The sequence below is a fragment of the Xanthomonas sp. CPBF 426 genome (assembly GCF_903989465.1).
GTDB classification, from domain to species: Bacteria; Pseudomonadota; Gammaproteobacteria; order Xanthomonadales; family Xanthomonadaceae; genus Xanthomonas; species Xanthomonas euroxanthea.
In genome coordinates, this window is record NZ_LR861805.1 from 3,723,897 (window position 1) to 3,743,841 (window position 19,945).

Below are 19,945 nucleotides of genomic sequence, written 5' to 3' on the forward strand. Positions count from 1 at the left end.
TCAGAAGCATCCCTTGCGCGTCAAAGCCATGCATCTTCTAGCACGCAATGCCTGCAGTCAGCAGAAGCATCTTCAATGACTCCCAAGATCGTCGGCCGTTTTGCTTTCTTCCTCCTGCTATTCTTCTTTGCAGGATGCAAGCCCATGGATGCCCCATCCCCACAAGCTGACACAACGCGCAGTCGCTCCGATCCGATCTATCAGAAGAATCCGCATCCTACTCAGGCATATCGCATTACTTTGACGATCGAAGATGCGGCAGGGCCGTTCGAGTGGATCTCGGGCACAGCTTTCTACCAAATGACCAACCACAAGCAATGCACGCCTATCGAGCCCATTGCTGGTGTGTGGAGCAAGTCTGATGAGGATGGAATACCTATTCACTTTGAGAAGCTAGATGCATCCACATATACTGGGGTGATATATGCCGATGGCATGGTTGATGCGGACTATTATGGCAAAGGCGTGTGCACATTTGAGCTAAATGGGGTTGGCATCTCGCTAAAGGCGACCGGGAAAAACGAGGAAACACGGTTTCAGCCAGTTTTACTCAAGAACGAAATTTACAGTTCAACCCCCAAGATTACTTATTTCTGGAAAGGCCGTTACCCCAAAGAAGATGTTGACAACTTTCCCGATGGTGGGCGTCTTGCAGAAGATCAATTTAATGATAGCGCAAGAAAAAACATCTTTAGGGTGACATTGAGCACGAGAAAGGCAACGCCATGAGCATAACAAGCCAGCAGTATGCAGCGCTCTCGGACGATGTCTATAAGCCACCAAGGGAGACGGGGCCTAACAGCACACCTGAAAATATTGGTGGCATTTCTTATCGCCGTATGGAATACTTCGATAGCCCCTCGGGTTACCAAGGCATCATTTATCAGCGCGTTGATACAAACGAAATAATTGTCGCTCACCGCGGCACCGAGACTGAGCGGGAGCTCAAGCAAGATGGTGTCCACACCGATGGCGGCATGGTCGCCATCCGTCACAACCGCCAGGCAGCCGAAGCACTTGAGTTGACCAAGCATGCATTGGTCTATGCACAAAAACTCGATAAGGACGGCGAGGTGGTTGACGTCACCGTCACCGGCCACTCCCTTGGTGGCGACTTGGCCCAAGTTACCGCTCATCACTATGACCTCAAGGGCGAGACCTTTAACGCCTATGGCGCGGTCAGCCTTGATCGCCGTATCCCAGAGGGCGGCCATGATGTGATCAACCACGTGATGGCTGGCGATGCAGTCAGTGCTGCCAGCAAGCATTATGGTCAGGTCAAGATCTACGCCACGCCACAAGAAGTCGCTACCTTGCAGAAGGCCGGTTACGCCAATGACCGCAGCCTGTTGGATGACCGCAATCCGGCGGTCGCCAAACCGCTTGGCGACTCGCATAGGATGCATAACTTCCTCCCCGTCGATGGCGACGGCAAGTCGGATCGCTCGGTGCTGGAAGATCCCTAATCGCAGCAGCTGGCGCAGCAATACGGGCCGATGATCGACAAGTACCGCGGCGATGTGGCACTGATGCGCACAAGCCTGACCCTGGGCGCACGCACCATGCAGTCGATGCACCTTGTTGACGGCATCGACTACGTGCGCGGCACGCTGGCTCCCGGTGCGGCGCGGCAGAGATGGCAGCGGAGCGCTGGAAGGAAACCCAACAGCGCATGCAGCGCGAAGACGCGCCGGTCTATGTGCCGCCTGGCTGGAAGTTGCCCGTAGGTGCCACTCCCAAGCATTGCGCTGAACCGGGCGCGGACTCCATGTCGAACGATTCGCTCTACCGGTCCATCCACAGCAAACTGCCCCAAGGCACCTCCGATGCCGTGGCCATGCATGCCACCGTGGAAGCCAAACGCGCTGGCATCGTCGACGTTAACCAGCTGCGCAGCGTGACGGTGCAAGACGGCAATGCCTGGATCGTTGGCAACACGCCGGGCTTCCGGGCCAAGGTCGATCTGGCAGCCGAGGTACCGCCCGTGCAGGAAAGTCTGCGCCAGTCACAGGCGCTAGACAGCCAGCGATCCCAGGAGATGGCCCAGCCCTCGCCTGCACGTGTACTCTGAGAACCATTGTCCTTGCAGCAGGGAGCGCGATGCGTATGCAAGCCGTCACCGCACTAGCCTGCTTTTCGTCCGGCTCTAGATCTGAAAAGTGCAGCCTTGAGCTGATGGGGCGGGCGATGAAGTGGGTCAGCACGATCGCGCTGACGGTAACCACGCTCTGGATCCTGATTCTGGGCTACCGCATCGCCACCGGGCAATCGCGCGAGAGTGCGATGGCCATCATGATCAAGGCGGCCAAGGTCGCCATCATCATCAGCGTGGCCTCGGTGGTCGGGGCCAACGGGGCCATGCTGCACCAGACGATGACCCAGAACCTGGACAAGGAAATCCACGGTCTGTTCACCGGTGACGACGACAGCACCGCTGAGGATGCCATCGACGACAACCTGGTCTACACCCAGATCGCCTTGGCGGCGCTGGATGCCGTCCGGGTGGATGCCAGCGAGCCGGAGATGCTGGAGAAAAAAGGCAGGGCCGTGATGCTGGCGGGCTTCGGCACCGCTAGCCCACCGATGGCCGCTGGCGCGATGCTGCTGCTGTTCAAGTTCACCATGGCCTTCTTGATCGGCGTCGGGCCGATCTTCATCCTGGCGCTGGTCTTCGACCAGACCAAGGACCTGTTCAAGAAGTGGCTGTTCTACCTCATCGGCACCTTGTTCTCGATGGCTATGCTGTCGGTGGTCACGGCCATGGTGCTTAAGTTCACCGCGAAGGTGGCCGCGGCCTACTGGGCGGTCAAGTTCATAAAATTCGGCGATGCCGAAGGCTTGTCCAGCCAGGCCCTGCAGCAAGGCGGCATCGGCCTGATCATGACCATGCTCATCGTCACCGTCCCCACCATCGCCGCCGCCCTATGGCAGGGCAATATGGGCACGTTCATGGCCTACTCCGCGTTCAACAACACAGCAGCGCCAGGCCCCCAGGGGCAGCCGGCTGGGTCGTATATACCACAGCAGGTAGCGAAGAGCGAAGAAAGGTCAGCAGCGACTAATTCATCGCTCCACTCTCAGGCGACCAGAGTAACCCAGACGGCACCAGCCCAACTGACGCAACCAGCCGGATCACGCGGACAAGCTGGTCAGGAATGATGATCTGAGTACCTGATCGAATCTCGACATAAAAAATGGCTTTTTTTAATACTTACAGGCGACATTGCCATGAGATTTCTTTTTCCGCTATTTTTTTCCTCTTATTTCTTCCAACAATCGCTATTGCTCAGGGTTGTCCTCCAGGGCAATATCAAATCGGCGGACAAGGTGCTGTTGGGTGCGCACCGATGCAAGGAAATTCAGTTCAGCAGGAAGCACGTCCTAGCGGGAAATGGATAAAGACATGGGGGGCAATTGCAAGCGACGGAGCAGACGATTTGGGTGTGTCTACAGGGCGACTAAAAAAATCAGAAGCAGAGCAAGAAGCAATCGGAAATTGCCAAAACACCAGCAATAATAAATGTTATATAATTCACTCCTATAAAAACCAATGCGCAGCGGTTGCTGAACCAAGCAGACTAGGCCGCATTGAACGAGCTTCTTCAAACGGGCCATCCATCGAGATAGCGAGCAGAGATGCGCTAAGTCTCTGCCAAAAAAGAAATTCCGGTGATGATTGCAAGGTCATCTACAAAGAATGTTCGGAGCCTATTTTCAAACAATATTGATTACAGGACGCTACAATAAATAATTGCAATTAAAACATAACTATTAGGAAAATTTTTGCACCATTTCGCAACCACTCACTTCTGAGTCCAAATGTATGGCGCTCGTTATGAGTGGCCCATACTGCAACAACGATTGTTGCACCTTTTGCATGCGGGAGTATAAATCTATTATTGGCTTCCAGTCGCCATGCACTGATGTATGTACGGCCAGCAAGCCACCCGAAGAAACCAACCGCTTACTGCATAATAATTGGTGACTGGTGTATCCATGGCTTTGTCGCTTTGCAAGGCATGACCAGTTCGTCTGTAATGCGTTGATCGACGGCTTGGCTTTTGAGCCTCTGCTGACCCTGTCACATCGGATTGGCGCGCTGGCGCGATGCCAGCATTGGCGCGGATCTCCGAATTCGCGTCTAAACTGCGTATCTTCATTGCGCAATGTCCGCATGCAGCAGAAGCATCTCCATGACCCCCAAAATTATCGGCCGCTTTGCTTTCCTCCTCGTGCCCTTCTTTTTTGCAGGATGCAAGCCCATGAATGCCCCCGGCGAACCTTCGTCTCCCTACAACGTCGACACCGATCCGGTCTATCAGAAGAACCCGCATCCAGTGCAGGCGTATCGCATCACCATGATGATTGAAGATGCGCCAGGGCCCTTTGACTGGATCTCAGGCACGGCGTTTTACGAAATGACCAACCGCGATGCCTGCACGCCTTTTGATCGTTCGCTGGGCATGTCGACAAAGCAAAAAGAGGATGCAATTCCCATACACTTCGAGAAGCGTGATGCATCCACCTATGTGGCGACGATCTATGCCGATGGCATGGTCGATGCAGACTACTACGGCAAGGGCATGTGCGTATTTGAACTCAATGGAGTTGGCATCTCATTGAAAGCCACTGGAAAGAAAGAGGAAACACGATTTCAGCCAGTCCTCTTTAAGAGCGAGATTCATAGCTCAGCACCCAAGATCACCTATTTCTGGAAAGGTCGTTACCCCAAGGAAGATATGGAAAACTTCCCGGATGGCGGTCGACTTTCTGTCGATCAATTCAATGATGACGCGCGAAACAACATCTTCAAAGTCACCTTGACTGCAGAGAGGGTTCAGTTATGAGCCTCACAAGCCAGCAATATGCAGCGCTTTCGAAGGATGTTTACGACCGCCCCAAGGAAGTCGGAGCAAACAGCAGCCCAGTAGATATTGGCGGAATTTCTTATCGCCGCCTGGAGTATGCCGATAGCGCATCCGGCTACCAGGGCATCATTTATCAACGGATCGACACAAACGAAATCATCGTTGCTCATCGAGGAACAGAATTCGAGCGTCAACCAAAACAAGATGGTGCCCACGCGGATGGTGGCATGGTTGCAGCACGTCATAACCGCCAGGTGGAGGATGCGCTTGAACTGACACAACACGCGTTCGCTTATGCGCAAAAAATAGGCAAGGATGGAGCGGCCCCGGCAGTCACCGTCACCGGCCACTCGCTTGGCGGCGACTTGGCGCAGGTCACGGCACATCACTACGGCCTAAAGGGCGAGACCTTCAACGCCTACGGCGCCGTCAGCCTAGACCGGCGCATCCCCGAAGGCGGCACCGATGTATTCAATCATGTGATGGCTGGCGATGCAGTCAGTGCTGCAAGCAAGCACTACGGTCAGGTGAGGGTCTATGCCTCGTCCCGAGAGATCGCCTTGCTGGAAAAGGCTGGCTACGAAAATACCCATGGCGTGTTGGATGCGCGAAATCCAGCTGTAGCCATCCCGCTCGGTGACTCACACCGCATCCATAACTTCCTCCCGGTGGATTGCAAAGGCAATCCGGATCGCTCGGTGCTGGAAGATCCCAAATCTCTGCAGTTGGCGCAGCAATATGCGCCGATGATCGACAAGTACCGTGCTGATGTGGCACTGCTGCGGAGCGGCCTGACTCTGGCATCGCGCCACCTGCAGTCCATGAGCGTGGTCGATGGCATCAATCACCTGCGCGGCACGCTGGCCCCCGGTGCCGGTGCAGCGGAGATGGCAGCCGAGCGTTGGAGGGAAACGCAGCAGCGCATGGAGCGCGAAGACAAGCCAGTCTATGTAGCCCCTGGCTGGAAGCTGCCGCTCGGCACTACTCCCGAGCGCTGCGTAGATCCGGGCGCGCCGGCTCTGTCCAATGATCCGTTGTACCGTTCCATCCACAGCAAGTTGCCACAAGGCACGTCCGACGCCGTAGCCCTGCATGCCACTGTGGAAGCCAAGCGCGCAGGCATCGTCAACGTCGACCAGCTGCGCAGCGTGACGGTGCAAGACGGCAATGCCTGGATCGTCGGTAACACGCCGGGCTTCCGGGCCAAGATCGATCTGGCAGCCGAAGTACCACCTGTGCAGGAAAGTTTGCGCCAGTCACAGGCTTTGGATACGCAGCGATCGCAGGAGATTTCCCAGCTCTCGCCTGCGCGTGTACTCTGAGAACTATTGTCCTTGCAGCAGAGCGCACGATGCGTATGCAAGCAACCACTGCAGGTACTGGCTTTAATCCCTGCGCCAGCTCTGAGACAGGCGGCCTGGAGTTGATGAGCCGTGCCATGAAATGGGTCAGCACGATTGCGCTGACGGTAACCACGCTCTGGATCCTGATTCTGGACTACCGCATCGCCACCGGGCAATCGCGCGTCAGCGTTGGTTTCAGCTTGGCAGTTTAACCGATAATCCGGCTCTTGAACTCTTACGAACTTCCAAACTCGTGTTATCGAGCTAGCGTAGCGTCAAAAGTAGCGCCCCCAAATGCGTGTCAAAGCTGCGTATCTTCTATCGCGCAATGTGTGCATCGTCAAAAACTGACGCGACGACCAGCGATCCGGTCTACCGAAAAACCCCGCATCCGACGCAGGCGTATCGCATCACTTTGAAAATGAAGATGCGCCAGGGCCGCTTGACTGGATCTCGGGTACGGCTTTACCAGATGACCAACCACAAGCAATGCACGCCAATCGAGCCCATCGCTGGTGTGGGGAGCAAGCCTGATGAGGATGGCATCCCCATCCACCTTGAGAAGCGCTATGCATCCACATACGTCACGACGATCTACGCCGATGGCATGGATGATGCGGACTACTATGTCAAGGGAGTCTGCCGATGGGAACTCACCAGCATAGATGTTTCGTTAAAGGCTACCGGGAAACACGAAGAAACCAGGTTTCAGCCAGGCTTATACAAAGATAAATTATGGAGCGGCATTCCGGCTACGACCTATTTCTGGTCAGGTGGGTATCCCGAAGATGAGATGAGCAACTACCCCGACTCGGGCCACTCAGACCCAAGTCAATTCAAGGAAGATTTGCGCAAGCAGTTGTTCAAGGTGACTTTGTTAGCCAGAAAGGACGCACCATGAAAATTCACACCAGAAGCAGAATGTAAAACTGTTTATACAGCCTACTCTGAACCAGTTTACAAAGAAATTGGCCTTTGCGCATATTCTTAAATAGTAAGGTAATATTTACATTAATTTCATCCGTGCGTCAGGCCTTGGGAAACGAAAACCCCGTTTCCCGGATGTCGCAGCAGATGACAGGTGCGCACGCCTGCGGCGTCAGCGGCACCTATTAATTGTAAGCGGCTGACAAAAGCGACAGGCATCTGCCAGGTGAATGCGTATGGCGGGTACTGGGCATGCAAGTTATGTCTGCGACTCGCGAACACCAGCCGCATCCACCTGACGGCTGTGAAGCAGGCCTCCTCGCAGCGCCTATTGACAGGCCTTGCCTTCCATCGTCTGCTGCGCAGCAAACATCGGCACCTGCGGGATCTTTCCTGCAGCGGCCTGTTGCTTCGCATCCTCCAGGTAGATGCGCGACTGGCCTTGGCCATCGAGCTGCGGCTTGGCCTCCACCGGCTTGCGCCAGACGCGCACCACCGCCTGCTGCGCGGGGCAGGCTGCGCTGGGGACGCGGATCACATCGTTGAAGATCCAGCCAGACGCGACGCTGGGCGCGGCCTTGGCGAAATCCACGAAGCGTGCACGCGGCTGGCAGGTGGGACTGCTGCGCACCACCGACAACGTATACGGCTGCGCGGCATTGCCGGTGAACACGCCTTCCAGGCGCGCGCAGGCCTCGGGAATCTGGCGCAGGGTGTGCACGGCGCCGACCGCTTGCGCGGTGCCGGCTGGACGCTGCTTCAATTCCGGCGTCGGTTCGGCAGCGAGCGCTTGGGCGCTGAGCAAGACTGCAGCGATCGTCACGGCATATTTTGCGGCATGGTTCGACATCGTCACTCCTGGATCGGCTCGATCACGTTGGCCGCAGGCTGTCATGCCGCAACTGAACGACGCGCCAAAGCCGCAGTGGTGGCAGCGGCGCAAGCCGCGGCGCATACTCGCCCGCAATCCGGCCACCTGAACATCGCGACGCGCATTACGGTCCCCATGGCCGTCGAGTCCGTATTCGCCACTCCACTCGCTGCGTGCATCGCCCTTGGTTCGTCCGACCGGACGACATCCATTCTCTGGGAGGGGTCATGCTGGAACACTACGGGTTACTACTTGCGCTGGGCTGTGCAGTCCTGGCAATCGTCTATGGCGGTATGTCGGCACGCTGGGTGATCGCGCAGCCGAGCGGCAATGCACGCATGCAGGAGATCGCCGCCGCAATCCAGGAAGGCGCACGCGCGTATCTCAATCGGCAATACCTCACCATTTCGATTGCCGGCGGCGTGCTGTTCGTCCTGGTCGGGCTGTTTCTAAGCTGGTCCACCGCCGTCGGGTTTGCGATCGGCGCGGTGCTGTCGGGGCTGGCCGGCTATATCGGCATGAACGTGTCGGTCCGTGCCAACGTCCGTACGGCCGAGGCCGCGCGGCATGGCATCGGCCCTGCGATGGATGTGGCGTTCCGTGGCGGTGCCATCACCGGCATGCTGGTGGTCGGCCTGGGATTGCTCGGTGTCGCCGGTTACTACGCGCTGTTGCAAGCGGTGGGACTGCCGCTGGAGCGCAACCTGCATGCGCTGGTGGGGCTGGCATTCGGCTCGTCGCTGATTTCGATCTTCGCGCGCCTGGGTGGCGGTATTTTCACCAAGGGTGCGGACGTGGGCGCGGACCTGGTGGGCAAGGTGGAAGCCGGTATCCCCGAGGACGATCCACGCAACCCGGCGGTGATCGCCGACAACGTGGGCGACAATGTCGGCGACTGCGCCGGCATGGCGGCGGATCTGTTCGAAACCTATGCAGTCACCGTGATCGCCACGATGCTGCTGGGCAGCCTGACGCTGGCCGAAACAGGGCCGCAGGCGGTGCTGTACCCGCTGGTGCTGGGTGGTGTCTCCATCATCGCTTCGATCGTGGGCGCCTCGCTCGTCAAGGTCAAAGCAGGCGGCTCGATCATGGGCGCGCTCTACAAGGGCGTGATCGTCTCCGGCGTGCTGGCCGCACTGGCCTACTGGCCGATCACCCAGTCGCTGATGCGCGACAACACGCATGGCGCCACCGCGTTGTATGCGTGCGCCTTGATCGGCCTGGTGCTCACCGGCCTGATCGTCTGGATCACCGAGTACTACACCGGCACCCAGTACAAGCCGGTGCAGCACGTTGCCGCAGCAAGCACCACCGGCCACGGCACCAACATCATTGCCGGGCTTGGCGTCTCGATGAAATCCACTGCGTTGCCGGTCATTGCGGTGTGCGCGGCAATCTGGGGCGCGTTTCATTTTGGCGGCTTGTACGGCATCGCGACCGCAGCGACTGCAATGCTGTCGATGGCCGGCATGATCGTGGCGCTGGATGCGTACGGGCCGATTACCGACAACGCCGGCGGCATCGCCGAAATGGCCGAGTTGCCGCCGGAAGTACGCAACATCACCGATCCGCTGGATGCGGTGGGAAACACCACCAAGGCGGTCACCAAGGGCTATGCGATCGGCTCGGCCGCGCTGGCCGCGCTGGTGCTGTTTGCCGACTACACGCACAACCTGCAGGCGGCCAATCCCGGCCAGGTATTCGCCTTCGACCTGTCCGACCACACCGTGATCATCGGTTTGTTGATCGGCGGCTTGATCCCGTATCTGTTCGGTGCGATGGCGATGGAAGCAGTGGGACGCGCGGCAGGCGCGGTGGTGGAAGAAGTGCGTCGCCAGTTCCGCGAGATCCCCGGGATCATGGCCGGCACCGCCAGGCCCCAATACGACCGCGCGGTCGACATGCTGACCCGCTCGGCGATCCGCGAAATGATCCTGCCCTCGCTACTGCCGGTGGTGGTACCGGTGGTGGTCGGGCTACTGCTGGGGCCACGGGCACTGGGCGGATTGTTGATTGGCACGATCGTGACCGGCCTGTTCCTGGCGATTTCGATGACCACCGGCGGCGGAGCCTGGGACAACGCCAAAAAGTACATCGAAGACGGCCACTTCGGCGGCAAGGGCAGCGAGGCGCACAAGGCCGCCATCACCGGCGACACGGTAGGCGACCCGTACAAGGACACCGCCGGGCCGGCGATCAATCCGCTGATCAAGATCATCAACATCGTGGCCTTGCTGCTGGTACCGCTGCTTTGAGGGCGACGTGCCGCAAGCCGCGGGCTGACCGAAGGTGACGGGGCGGGACCCGGAACGTGCCAACGCACGCCCCGGGTCCCTACGCCACGCCAGGCCCGACGACTGCCTGCGGTGCTTACCTGACCACCGCGGACAAGCCCATTGGCCTGCCGCGTGCGATGTTGGCGTGCTGCATAGCTCGATCGCCAAAGCCGCGCCTGCCCCGGTGCTGCCCGGACGCAGTCACTGCACCAGGCAGCCCGCAGCGCAACAGCCTGCGGTGCGGCATGTACTCAAAGGCAACCGATCAGGCCGTCATAGATCGGCGGCGCGCCGCCGGGCAGTGGCTCGAACAGCGGATTATTCACCGACAGGGTGCGATACATCTCGTCCAGGCGCGTCCCGGCCTTCAGTGGCGCCGTGCAGCGCCAGACCCGGCTGTCCGAGCGCAGATACCCGCTTTGGGGGTCGACGCTGACCTCGCTGGCGCCGAAGGTCCAGATGCAGCTGCGCACCACCCCGCTCACCCGATGCACCGAGCAACGGAAGCGCAGCGGCTGGTAGTCGCTGAATTCGCCGCCGCAAAAGGTATCGCCGCAGATCTGGTCGAAGTCGTGCTCCAGGCGCTGTTCCAGATCGACAAAGGCCTCCCAGCCCTCGCCGTTGGCGGGCCAGTCAACCGCGTCGACGAAGACCGGCGGTGACGCAGGCGTCGCCGCACCAGCGAGCTGGGCGGCACCGCAGAGCAGCAGCACAACAAGCAAACGCACGAGCTTGAACATGGCAGTTCCCGAGCAGTGGAGGAGCCTGCAGCGTGCGCCGCGCCGCGCGCCGCGTGGATCGGAGAGCTCCCCGGGATGAATGCGGGCTATGCCGCATGTGGCGGTCAGAACATTGCCCATTCAGTGTCGCTGCACCGCAACAGCCGAACGCGTAGAATCGCGCTCCACACACTAGATGACGTCTCGGGAGTTACGCGCATGGGTCTTGAACTGGTCACCTCCGGCAAGAATCTGCCGGAAGAAATCAACGTCGTCATCGAAATTCCAAAGGATTCGGAGCCGGTCAAGTACGAAGTGGACAAGGCCAGCGGCGCGATCTTCGTCGACCGCATCCTGTCCACCCCGATGCGTTACCCCTGCAACTACGGCTATGTGCCCAACACCCTGTGTGGCGACGGCGACCCGGCCGACGTGCTGGTGGTGCTGCCGCTGCCGTTGGTGCCCGGCTCGGTGGTGCGTTGCCGTCCGGTCGGCGTGCTGCGCATGAGCGATGAGGCCGGTAGCGACGAGAAGATCCTGGCGGTGCCGATCGAGAAGATCTTCTCCGGCTACGCGCATATCGAGGATATCGACCAGGTGTCCAGCCACTGGATGGAGCGCATCGGTCATTTCTTCGAGCATTACAAGGACTTGGAGAAGGGCAAGTGGGTCAAGCTGGATGGTTGGGGCGGCGCGGCCGAGGCCAAGCGCATCCTGGTGGAGTCGGTGGAACGCTATAATTCCGACGCACCCTGATTCAACGACCGTGATGCAGCCCCGCAACCGCGGGGCGATCGGGATCACGCTTTTGGCGTGATCCCGGTGACCGCCAGCGGCAGATTGGGTACATTGCCGACAGCGTTTGGCCGGTGTCTGCCACCGGTGACTCTTGGGGAAGTGTCTTGCGTATTCTGTTTGTTGGGGACGAAGCCAGTCTTCCGTCCGAACTGAGCGACTACGTCGCTGATCTGGGTGATCAATGGCAGGTGCAGCAGGTGGCCGATGGTAATTCGGCCATTGAAGCGGCTGCGTTGTCGCCGTTCGATGCGGTCATCGTCGCCCCCGTCTTGCCCGATCTTACTTCCGCCACGCTGCTGGGGCAGATCCGTACACTGCGGCCGGACACCATCCGCATCGCCTTGATCGATGCCCGGGATGGCCAGCGCACGCCGCCGGCGCGCATCATTGGCGTGGCGCACCGCTTCCTGCCGATGCCGCTGGCCCCGGAAGTCCTGCTTGAAGCCATCACCAGCCTGGAAGAACTGCGCGATCTGCTCAGCAATCCGCGTCTGCGCGCTGCGATCGGCCGGATCGAAAAACTGCCGTCGCCACCGCACCTGTATCTGAGCCTGATGCATGCCCTGGAAGAGGACGAAGGCACCGATGCGGCCGATATCGCCAAGCTGATCGCCGGCGATCCGGCGATTGCGGCCAAGGTACTGCAGCTGTGCAATTCGGCCTTCTTCTCCGGCGGCCGCAGCATCACCGATCTGCGCACGGCAGTGACCCGCCTGGGCGTGGCCACGCTGCGCGACCTGGTCCTGGCCAGCGAAGTGTTCTCGGTGCAGACCCTGACCCCGGCCGAGCGCAACGCGATGCAGCGCCGCGCCCTGCTCTCTTCGCGCCTGGCGGCCAAGGTGTTGCCGCCGACCAGCGCAGAACTCGGCTCCACCGCCGCGCTGCTGGCTGACATCGGCCTACTGCTGCCCGGTGTGCGCGACGAGCGCGAACCGGCGCTGGAAGGCGGTGACGATCGCCTGGGCCACACCGAGGCCGGCGCGTACCTGCTCGGCCTGTGGGGCCTGCCGATGCCGATCATCGAAGCGGTGGCCTTCCATCGCCACCCGCAGCGCTCCAGCCTGCGCAGTTTCTGGGTGACCGGCGCGGTGCATGTGGCGACCGCATTGGCCAGCGGCGAAACCGTGGACGAAGAGTACCTGTCCAAGGTCGGCGTGCTCACCCGCCTGCCGGCCTGGCGCGAACAGGCCGATACCTTGCTGGGGCTTGCCGAGGCCTGAGAGCAGCACCAGGTTGATGCAACAGGAAAGGCGCGACGTGGTCGCGCCTTTTTCTTTGGCGTTTGCGAAACGCCCACGCAGACATGGCGCAATGCGATTTGTCTGCGCACGCATCGCGGCGCTTGCGATCTGCACAGATATCGCAACATGACGCGCGCGGCGACGTGCAGCAAACCATCAAGCACGCTTGTCATCCCAGCGCGCGCAGCAGCTGATCAGGCAAGCAGGGACACAACGCACATGACAGCAATAATGTTTGCCAGGCCTTGTTCCTTACTCGATCTCCGGAAACAAAAAAAACGGGCCTTTCGGCCCGTTTTTTCTTTACGACACTTCGATGATCAGAAGCGCTGGTTGTACTGCACAAACAGGAAGCGGTCGTAGTCGAGCATCGGATCGATCGCAGCGGTGCTGCTGTTGGTGATCGAGTAGGTGATCGGCGGCTGCTTGTTCCAGATGTTGCGGGCACCAACGGTCACGCTGCCATCCCACGGAGCCTGCCAGGTAACCGAGACGTCCTGGTAGGAGATCGAGCCCTTCTTGTTGGAACCGGTGCCACCGGCCCAGCCCGGATTCGGCGTCTGGTAGTTCGGGTTGTTGCACTCGATGCCTGCGGCTGCATCCCAGCAGTAATCACGGAAACCGCCGTAGTAGCGCAGGTTCCAGTTGGCCGACAATGCACCCAGCGACCAGTCCAGACCCAAGGTGGCACGCACGCGCGGGAAGTTCCAGTAGCCAGCCGAGTTGGCCCATTCGGCGCCTGCTTCGGCCTGCGACTTGTAGGTCGCCAGGTAGTTGGTGTCCAGGTTGACGGCGAACTTGCCGTAGGCGGTTTCGGGCATGCGGTAACGCACGCCGAAGTTGTAGCCTTCGGTTTCCAGACGACCCAGGTTGACGTTGCCGCGGCTCAGCGTGGTGACCTGGCCGGTGACCGCATCGCGGCCGTAGTCGGCACAGTAGCTGGCCAGGCTGTTGAGGTAGCAGTTGTTCAACACATCATTGGCCGTCAGCGACGTAATGATGTTGGAGATCGAAATGCGGTACCAGTCCAGCGAGAAGTCCAGGCCCTGCACCCAATGCGGGCTGTACACCATGCCCACGGTGCGGGTGATGCTGTATTCCGGCTCGAGCTCGTCGTTACCCACGCCCGAGTTGAACGGCGCGTTGCCCTGCACATCGCGACGCGTCACCGGGTTGCCCGCGGTATCGGTCTGACGGAAACCTGCCGGCAGGCCTTCCCCGGCGCAGCGTGCTGCCACGCCTGCATTGCCCAGCGAGCCAAAGGTCGCATCGCACGGATCGGTGAAGGTATCGAACGTCTGCGAACCGCCGCCGAAGGTGTCCGACAGCGTCGGCGCACGGAAACCGGTGCCGTAGGTACCACGCACCAGCAGGTCGTCGATCGGCTTCCAGGTGAAGCTGAACTTGCTGTTGGTGGTGTCGCCGAAGCGGCTGTAGTTGCTGTAACGCGCGGCCACGTCGAACGACAGTTCCTTGGCGCCCGGCAGATCCTTCAACACCGGGATCAACAGCTCCAGGTAGGCTTCGTTGGTCTGGTAGCGACCTTCGGTTGCCTGTGCAGCCAGGTCGGTGGTGTAACCGGCGCTGGACAGCTGATCCGGATAGTCGTAACCGCTGATTTCGCGGTGTTCGACGCCTGCGGCGAAGCCCAGTTCACCAGCCGGCAGGTCGAACAGGCCGCCGGTGACGTTGGCGGTCCACTGCTTGCTCAGGCTCTGCTGCGTGGACTGACCCAGCGCATTGATGTACTGCAGCGCGTTGGGAGTGGAGGCCGACGGGCCGCCCAGGATGTTGAACGGGGTGCACTGGCCCAGCGCATTGCTGGTACCCAGCGCGATCGGGGCCGCTGCGGTACCGCACTGCACCTGACCCTGCGCATTGAGGAACGACGGGCCCAGTGCCTTCTGCAGCGCCAGCAGGTTGATGTTGCCGCGCGAAACCTGCGTCACATCGTACTTGTTGTAGTTGAAGCCCACGTCCCAGTTCCAGCCGTGGCTGCCAACGTCGAACACGCCTTCCAGCGCCGCATCGAAGTGCAGGGTCTTGACGTTGCTTTCGGTGGTGCGGGGCAGTTCAACCGTACGACGGAACCAGCTGTTGATGTCCTGGCCGATCGGGTTGTAGTAGCTGGCACCGCTGATCGCTACCGGGAACTGCGGCTGCGAAGAAGCCTGCAGCGGGTAGCCGGCAATCTGACGGTTCGAGTCGCGCTCGGAGTACATCGCCGTCGACTTGAAGGTGATGCTGTCGGTGATGTTGTAGCTGCCGGTGGTGAAGATCGACTTGTTGCGGCTGGACTGCTGCAACATCATCTGGTCGACGGAGTTGTAGTAATCGTCGGTGGTGATGTCGTTGTGGTAGTTGGCGATGTTGCGCGAATCGGCGCCCACGCCACGGCCGTCGAACGAACCGGTGTGGTTGAGGATGTAGGTGTCGCCATTGGCGGTGAAGCGGCCCCACGGACCGGTCGCGCTCAGGCTGTCTTCGATATGGTTCGGGCCGGCCGAGTAACGGGTCAGCGCGCGATCCTTGGCCCACACCGGATCTTCGTTGGTGTAGTTGGCACCGAACACCAGGGAGGAGCGGTCGGTGGTGGTGCCGGCGGTGAAGGAGTACTGCTCCTTGGAACCGTCGCCACGGCCGTTCTGGCCGAAGTAGGCCGACGCTTCGGCACCGTCGTAGTTCTGGCGCAGGATGATGTTGACCACACCGGCCACGGCGTCTGAGCCGTAGATCGCCGAGGCGCCGTCCTTGAGGACTTCGATGCGCTCGATCAGCGAGCTGGGAATGGTGGACATGTCGGTCAGGCCGTTCAGGCTGCTGGTCCAACGCTTGCCGTTCACCAATACCAGGGTGCGGTTTTCATTCAGGTTGTACAGATTGACGTACTGTCCGCCCTGCTCCGAATCGGACGTCAGCACTGCAGCCTTGCTGTAGGACTGCGTACCGGCAATCGACAGGTTCTGCAGGATGTCACCAACGCTGACCAGGCCCGACTTCTGGATGTCCTGCTGGGAGACGGTGAACACCGGCTGTGCGGTTTCGACGTCGACCGAGCGGATGCGCGAGCCGGTGATTTCGATGCGGTCCAGCGTCGTGGTCGACGGGGCGGACTGCTCTTGTGCATTGGCGGCAAAAGCCGGCGTCAACGCGATCGCAATACCGGCGGGCAACAGGCCCAGCCGCACTGCGGAGGTGCGAAGGTTCATCAATCTCTCCAGGGTTCGTTAGTGGCGCGTTAAGCGCCCCTGTGCAAATTACGATTGCGTGAACATCGTCGCTTTGCGCGTCACGTTCCGTGGCTTTGCCGAATCTGGCGGATTTGTCGTTTGGTCCCGGTAATGCGATGCGGAGACTCCGAAACGCGCACGAAACGCACGCGCGAAGCTGCAGCAATTGTCGAAGCCGCTTGCGGCCGCAACCTCACCGATCATCATCGAGGTATCGCGCAGCAGATCGGAGGCGCGCTCCAGGCGCAGACGTGCCGACAGGGCCTGCGGGCTTTCCTCGTACAGGCTCTGGAACGTCTTGGACACATACCAGCTGGAGAAGTTGGTCAGCTGCGCCAGCTCGGCGATGCGCACCACGCGGTCACTGTTGCCTTCCAGATACAGACGGGCGCGTTGCATGCGACCGAACACCTGACGGCGACGGCTGCGCGAACGGCCCGGGCAGCGCTGCTCCTGCGCGATGAAGTCGCGCTGCATCGCGGCCAGATGCAGCAACAAGGGGCGTGCCGAGGCACTGCCGCTTTGTGCGGCCGCGTTGCGCCACAAGCGCAGTGCAATCCGCAGATCGCCGCGTGACAGCTGGCTGCGCCCCGGATACAACGTGGCGTCGGTCAGTTCGGCCAGGGATTGCAGGCTGTCGCCATCGAGGCTGACGCCGACACAGAGCGCGCTGCGGTCGGCCTGCACGGTGGGATGCGATTCCTTGTCGAAGGCGATCCAGTCGCCGGCGCGCAGACGGAAACGCCCTTCCTTGGACTCCACCCAGGCGCGGCCGCGCAACTGCACCCACAGCGTGAAGGTGGCGGCGGCAGTACGGATACTGCCCAGGCGCGAGACGGCCAGACAGGTCGTCGACGTCGGCTCGCTGGTGCCGTCCAGTGAGAGTGCGAGCCCGCGATCTGCGGTGATGACCTGTTGCATGGTGGCAGCCCCCTGTACAAAAGAGGGCGTAGTGTTTTGCCGAATCTGGCGTGAGTCAGGAAGTTCCGACGAAGGTCTGCCGAAATTGCGACGAAGTCTTTCCGAAGAACTTACGAGGCGATTTTTCTCAGCACGATCAACAGGTTGGATACCACGCCCAGGGGCGTCGCCAGGCGTTCCGGCAACGGCATGAAGGCGATCGAACTGCCGTCTTCTTCCGCCAATGCCACATACAGCGCGCCGCTGCGCTGATCCACGCTGAAGCCGTTGATGGTGGTGTACTTGGCCGCATCCAGGCACCGCCCGGCACCGGCGCGCAGGTCGCTGTCGTGGGTGGCACAGGTGTCGGTGGACGACAGGTAATGCAACTGGCCTCGCGCACCGGGCGCCCAGCTGCGGTAACGCCAGCGCGATGGCTGCTGCGGATCGACTTGCTGCAAGGTGTCGGCCGCCAGCGACGGGGCGACCTGCCATAACCCGCCGCCGGTCAGGCGCGTCAGCAATACCTGGCCACTGACGCGATCCAGCCGCAACTGCGAAACGTCCTGCAGCGACGCCAGCGCGCGCCAGGGAGAGCTGCGTCTGTCGTAAAGCGTGGCAAAGGTGCGCCCGTCATCCGCTGCAGCCACGACCAGCAACCGGTCGGGATCGGGAAGATGGATCGCCTGCAACGGTCGCGCCTGCGGCACCGGCAGCCGCAGCACCCTGCCCGTGCCTGGGGTCACTTCGAACAAGGCCGCATGCCCTTGCGCATCGCTGCCGCTAACCAGCACGCGTTGCGAATCGGCCGACCAGTCGGCGGCCTGCCGCGCATCCGGCCGCAGGCCTTCGATCAGGCGCACCGAGCCAGGTTTGCCGACATCGCCCCACCACAGGCCGTACGCACCGGAGCGGTTGGAGGCAAAGATCAGCTGGTGCCCGTCCGGCGCGATCATCGGCTGGTCGTCGCGCCCGCTCGAGGGAAACAGCCGGCGGCGGATGTAGCCGCCATTCATGGGGTCGTGAATGACCTGATACACGCCAAATTGCGGTTTACGCTGCACGAACACCAGATGGCCATGCGCCACATCCGGCGCCTGCGCATCGTCCACACCAAGGTCATGCAGGCTGCGGTCGACCAGATCGAGCCGGTAGAGCCGCGCCTCGCTGTCCACCCGACGCCCGAAGATCAGGCCGCTGCCGTCGGGCAACCAGCTCCAGCCGCGGACATCCGCGTTGTCATGGGTCAGCCGTTCGGCGGTTCCGCCGCTTGCCGGAATGCGCCACAGGTCGCCAAGCTGCGGATTGCGCAGAAACACGATCCAGTGGCCGTCCGGCGAATAGCGCGGCGTGTAGTCGAAGTCGCTCGGCTGCGCGCTGTAGCTCAGCGGCTGCCATTGACCGGTTTCCAGATCCAGCCGCCGCATGTGCGGCGCCCCGTGCGCGCCGGTCATGCTGCCGAACAGCAACGCACGGCCGTCTGGCGACCAACTGAAACTCAGCATGTCCGCGCCGTCGCAGCGCGCCACCTCGCGTGCGGCAGCCGGGCCGCTGGCGGCGGCAATCATGACGCGGCAGCCGCCATCGGGCGCCTGCCGCGAGAAGGCGATCTCGCGCCCGTCCGGCGACCAGGCCGGCAGCCGATCGGAGATGCCGGCCGTCGGCGTATCGAGCACGCGCGGATAGGCGTTGTTGGTGGTCTTGACCAGGATCGAGGTGCCTGCGCGATCGCTGGTCAGCGAGGCGTAGGCCACCATCGCCCCGTCCGGCGACAGGCTGGGCGTGAGATCGAAACCGCCGCCTGCAGTGATGATCTGATACGGGCGCTTGGGGCTGCCCAGCACTGCCGAGGCCGCGGCGGTATCGCTGGCTGGCGCACGCATCCACAGCGTCCGTGCCGCCAGCCCCAGCACCACCAGCAAGGTCACGCCGGCCACCGCCAGTGCCATCCAGCGGCGCCGCTGCGCGGCCGCCGGTGGGGGCCGAACCAACGGCAGCGGCTGCCGGTTTGCCGCGTCACGCTCCAGGGCGGCAGCGGCCGCGACGTCGGCCGTGGGATCGCGATCCTCAAGTGCCGTGCTCGATACCGTTGCCACCGATGGGCCCGCGACGGTATCGGCGGAGCTGTCCGAGCGTTGCTCCCACGCCACCGGCGCCAGCAGGCGATAGCCGGTCTTGGCGATGGTCTCGATATGCTCGAAGCGCTGGCTGCCATTGCTGGCCAACGCCTTGCGCAATTGCGTGACCGCCTGGGTCACCACGTCGTTGGTCGGCAAGGTGTCGGGCCAGACCTCGGCCAACAACTGCTCGCGAGTCACCACCTGGCCCGGCTGCCGCGCCAGCGTCAGCAACACCGCCAGGGATTTCGGCGCCAGACGCGCGGCGCGCCTGGCGCCGGGCGCATGCACTTCGCGCGAGGCAACATCGACCACGCACTGGCCGACACGCAACCGGCCCGATGGCATCGCATTAGCGGGAGGAACACTCATCGGCAAGAACACGCACCGGCATGCAAGGACCACAAAGAACGCATCACACACTTCGCGCGAAGCGCCAAATTCAGCAAAGGACCACAACCAACTGTGTCATGCATCCATTTGGTGCAAATTTTACTCTATGCCCCGTTGCTTCCCTACGACAGGTGGCGACGTCAGGCTCTCTCTCTCTCGCCGACGAATTCAAATAATTACGATGTCCCCTTCGCGCCTCTGGCGCGATTTTTTTATCTGCGATTCAGAAAAATGCGCTGAAATGCTTGCCGGCTGTAACCGC

13 protein-coding genes and 3 pseudogenes are annotated in these 19,945 nt (G+C 61.1%); 11 read left to right on the plus strand and 5 right to left on the minus strand.

The genetic code is table 11. The features are described 5' to 3' along the window. Positions 1–75 precede the first annotated feature (75 nt). The 8 genes and pseudogenes from H7A87_RS15790 to H7A87_RS15825 all read left to right on the plus strand — a co-directional run bounded on the left by H7A87_RS15790 (position 76) and on the right by H7A87_RS15825 (position 7,112). Positions 76–729, plus strand: coding sequence for a hypothetical protein (locus H7A87_RS15790; protein ID WP_180496759.1), 654 nt, complete (start codon positions 76–78; stop codon positions 727–729). Then, positions 726–2,071: pseudogene (locus H7A87_RS15795) on the plus strand (hypothetical protein). The gene H7A87_RS15790 and the pseudogene H7A87_RS15795 overlap by 4 nt, the downstream one beginning before the upstream one ends. Before the next feature lie 35 nt (positions 2,072–2,106). Then, on the plus strand, positions 2,107–3,159 hold the full coding sequence (locus H7A87_RS15800; RefSeq protein ID WP_232087863.1) for a type IV secretion system protein: 1,053 nt from the start codon (positions 2,107–2,109) through the stop codon (positions 3,157–3,159). 35 nt (positions 3,160–3,194) lie between these two features. Beyond that, on the plus strand, positions 3,195–3,728 hold the full coding sequence (locus tag H7A87_RS15805; protein ID WP_119127422.1) for a DUF4189 domain-containing protein: 534 nt from the start codon (positions 3,195–3,197) through the stop codon (positions 3,726–3,728). Positions 3,729–4,262: 534 nt separating this feature from the next. Beyond that, complete coding sequence (locus H7A87_RS15810; protein WP_119127975.1) at positions 4,263–4,847, plus strand: hypothetical protein; 585 nt, start codon at positions 4,263–4,265, stop codon at positions 4,845–4,847. Then, a complete protein-coding gene (locus H7A87_RS15815; protein WP_119127420.1) occupies positions 4,844–6,190 on the plus strand; it encodes a hypothetical protein in 1,347 nt (448 codons plus the stop codon). Before H7A87_RS15810 ends, H7A87_RS15815 begins: the two co-directional genes overlap by 4 nt. 92 nt (positions 6,191–6,282) lie before the next feature. Beyond that, a pseudogene (locus H7A87_RS15820) lies at positions 6,283–6,399 on the plus strand (Type IV secretion system protein virB6); the annotation flags it as partial. A 140-nt stretch (positions 6,400–6,539) separates the two neighbouring features. Beyond that, a pseudogene (locus H7A87_RS15825) lies at positions 6,540–7,112 on the plus strand (hypothetical protein). 354 nt (positions 7,113–7,466) lie between these two features. On the opposite strand, the gene H7A87_RS15830 reads toward H7A87_RS15825, so the two are convergent. Next, positions 7,467–7,988, minus strand: a complete 522-nt coding sequence (locus tag H7A87_RS15830; protein WP_119127417.1) for a hypothetical protein — start codon at positions 7,986–7,988, stop codon at positions 7,467–7,469. A gap of 248 nt (positions 7,989–8,236) precedes the next feature. Between H7A87_RS15830 and H7A87_RS15835 the strand changes: the two genes are divergently transcribed. After that, positions 8,237–10,264, plus strand: coding sequence for a sodium-translocating pyrophosphatase (locus tag H7A87_RS15835; protein WP_119127415.1), 2,028 nt, complete (start codon positions 8,237–8,239; stop codon positions 10,262–10,264). 272 nt (positions 10,265–10,536) lie between these two features. Here H7A87_RS15835 and H7A87_RS15840 read toward each other — a convergent pair whose 3' ends face one another. Beyond that, on the minus strand, positions 10,537–11,025 hold the full coding sequence (locus tag H7A87_RS15840) for a hypothetical protein (protein ID WP_119127413.1): 489 nt from the start codon (positions 11,023–11,025) through the stop codon (positions 10,537–10,539). A gap of 198 nt (positions 11,026–11,223) precedes the next feature. On the opposite strand from H7A87_RS15840, the gene ppa reads away from it, so the two are divergent. Together ppa and H7A87_RS15850 are read left to right on the plus strand one after the other, a co-directional pair. After that, entirely contained in the window at positions 11,224–11,760 is a 537-nt protein-coding gene (gene ppa / locus H7A87_RS15845) for an inorganic diphosphatase (protein ID WP_002804918.1), read from the plus strand. Positions 11,761–11,873: 113 nt separating this feature from the next. Next, positions 11,874–13,022 (plus strand): HDOD domain-containing protein, encoded by a 1,149-nt coding sequence (locus tag H7A87_RS15850; RefSeq protein ID WP_164739760.1) that lies wholly within the window; start codon positions 11,874–11,876, stop codon positions 13,020–13,022. A 341-nt stretch (positions 13,023–13,363) separates the two neighbouring features. On the opposite strand, the gene H7A87_RS15855 is transcribed toward H7A87_RS15850, so the two are convergent. The 3 genes from H7A87_RS15855 to H7A87_RS15865 form a co-directional block, all read right to left on the minus strand. Beyond that, a complete protein-coding gene (locus H7A87_RS15855; RefSeq protein ID WP_164741120.1) occupies positions 13,364–16,252 on the minus strand; it encodes a TonB-dependent receptor in 2,889 nt (962 codons plus the stop codon). 48 nt (positions 16,253–16,300) lie between these two features. Then, the gene (locus H7A87_RS15860) at positions 16,301–17,194 is read right to left on the minus strand and encodes a helix-turn-helix domain-containing protein (protein WP_104584037.1); all 894 of its coding nucleotides are present in this window, start codon (positions 17,192–17,194) and stop codon (positions 16,301–16,303) included. Between the two features lie 110 nt (positions 17,195–17,304). Next, positions 17,305–19,638, minus strand: a complete 2,334-nt coding sequence (locus H7A87_RS15865; protein ID WP_119127411.1) for a winged helix-turn-helix domain-containing protein — start codon at positions 19,636–19,638, stop codon at positions 17,305–17,307. Positions 19,639–19,945 lie beyond the last annotated feature (307 nt).

Coding starts and splice junctions, on each gene's coding strand:
- H7A87_RS15800 (WP_232087863.1), top strand. CDS start 2,107: ATGCAAGCCGTCACCGCACTAGCCTGCTTTTCGTCCGGCTCTAGATCT.
- H7A87_RS15860 (WP_104584037.1), bottom strand. CDS start 17,194: ATGCAACAGGTCATCACCGCAGATCGCGGGCTCGCACTCTCACTGGAC.
- H7A87_RS15865 (WP_119127411.1), bottom strand. CDS start 19,638: ATGCCATCGGGCCGGTTGCGTGTCGGCCAGTGCGTGGTCGATGTTGCC.
- H7A87_RS15840 (WP_119127413.1), bottom strand. CDS start 11,025: ATGTTCAAGCTCGTGCGTTTGCTTGTTGTGCTGCTGCTCTGCGGTGCC.
- H7A87_RS15830 (WP_119127417.1), bottom strand. CDS start 7,988: ATGTCGAACCATGCCGCAAAATATGCCGTGACGATCGCTGCAGTCTTG.
- H7A87_RS15855 (WP_164741120.1), bottom strand. CDS start 16,252: ATGAACCTTCGCACCTCCGCAGTGCGGCTGGGCCTGTTGCCCGCCGGT.
- H7A87_RS15835 (WP_119127415.1), top strand. CDS start 8,237: ATGCTGGAACACTACGGGTTACTACTTGCGCTGGGCTGTGCAGTCCTG.
- ppa (WP_002804918.1), top strand. CDS start 11,224: ATGGGTCTTGAACTGGTCACCTCCGGCAAGAATCTGCCGGAAGAAATC.
- H7A87_RS15815 (WP_119127420.1), top strand. CDS start 4,844: ATGAGCCTCACAAGCCAGCAATATGCAGCGCTTTCGAAGGATGTTTAC.
- H7A87_RS15810 (WP_119127975.1), top strand. CDS start 4,263: ATGAATGCCCCCGGCGAACCTTCGTCTCCCTACAACGTCGACACCGAT.
- H7A87_RS15805 (WP_119127422.1), top strand. CDS start 3,195: ATGGCTTTTTTTAATACTTACAGGCGACATTGCCATGAGATTTCTTTT.
- H7A87_RS15790 (WP_180496759.1), top strand. CDS start 76: ATGACTCCCAAGATCGTCGGCCGTTTTGCTTTCTTCCTCCTGCTATTC.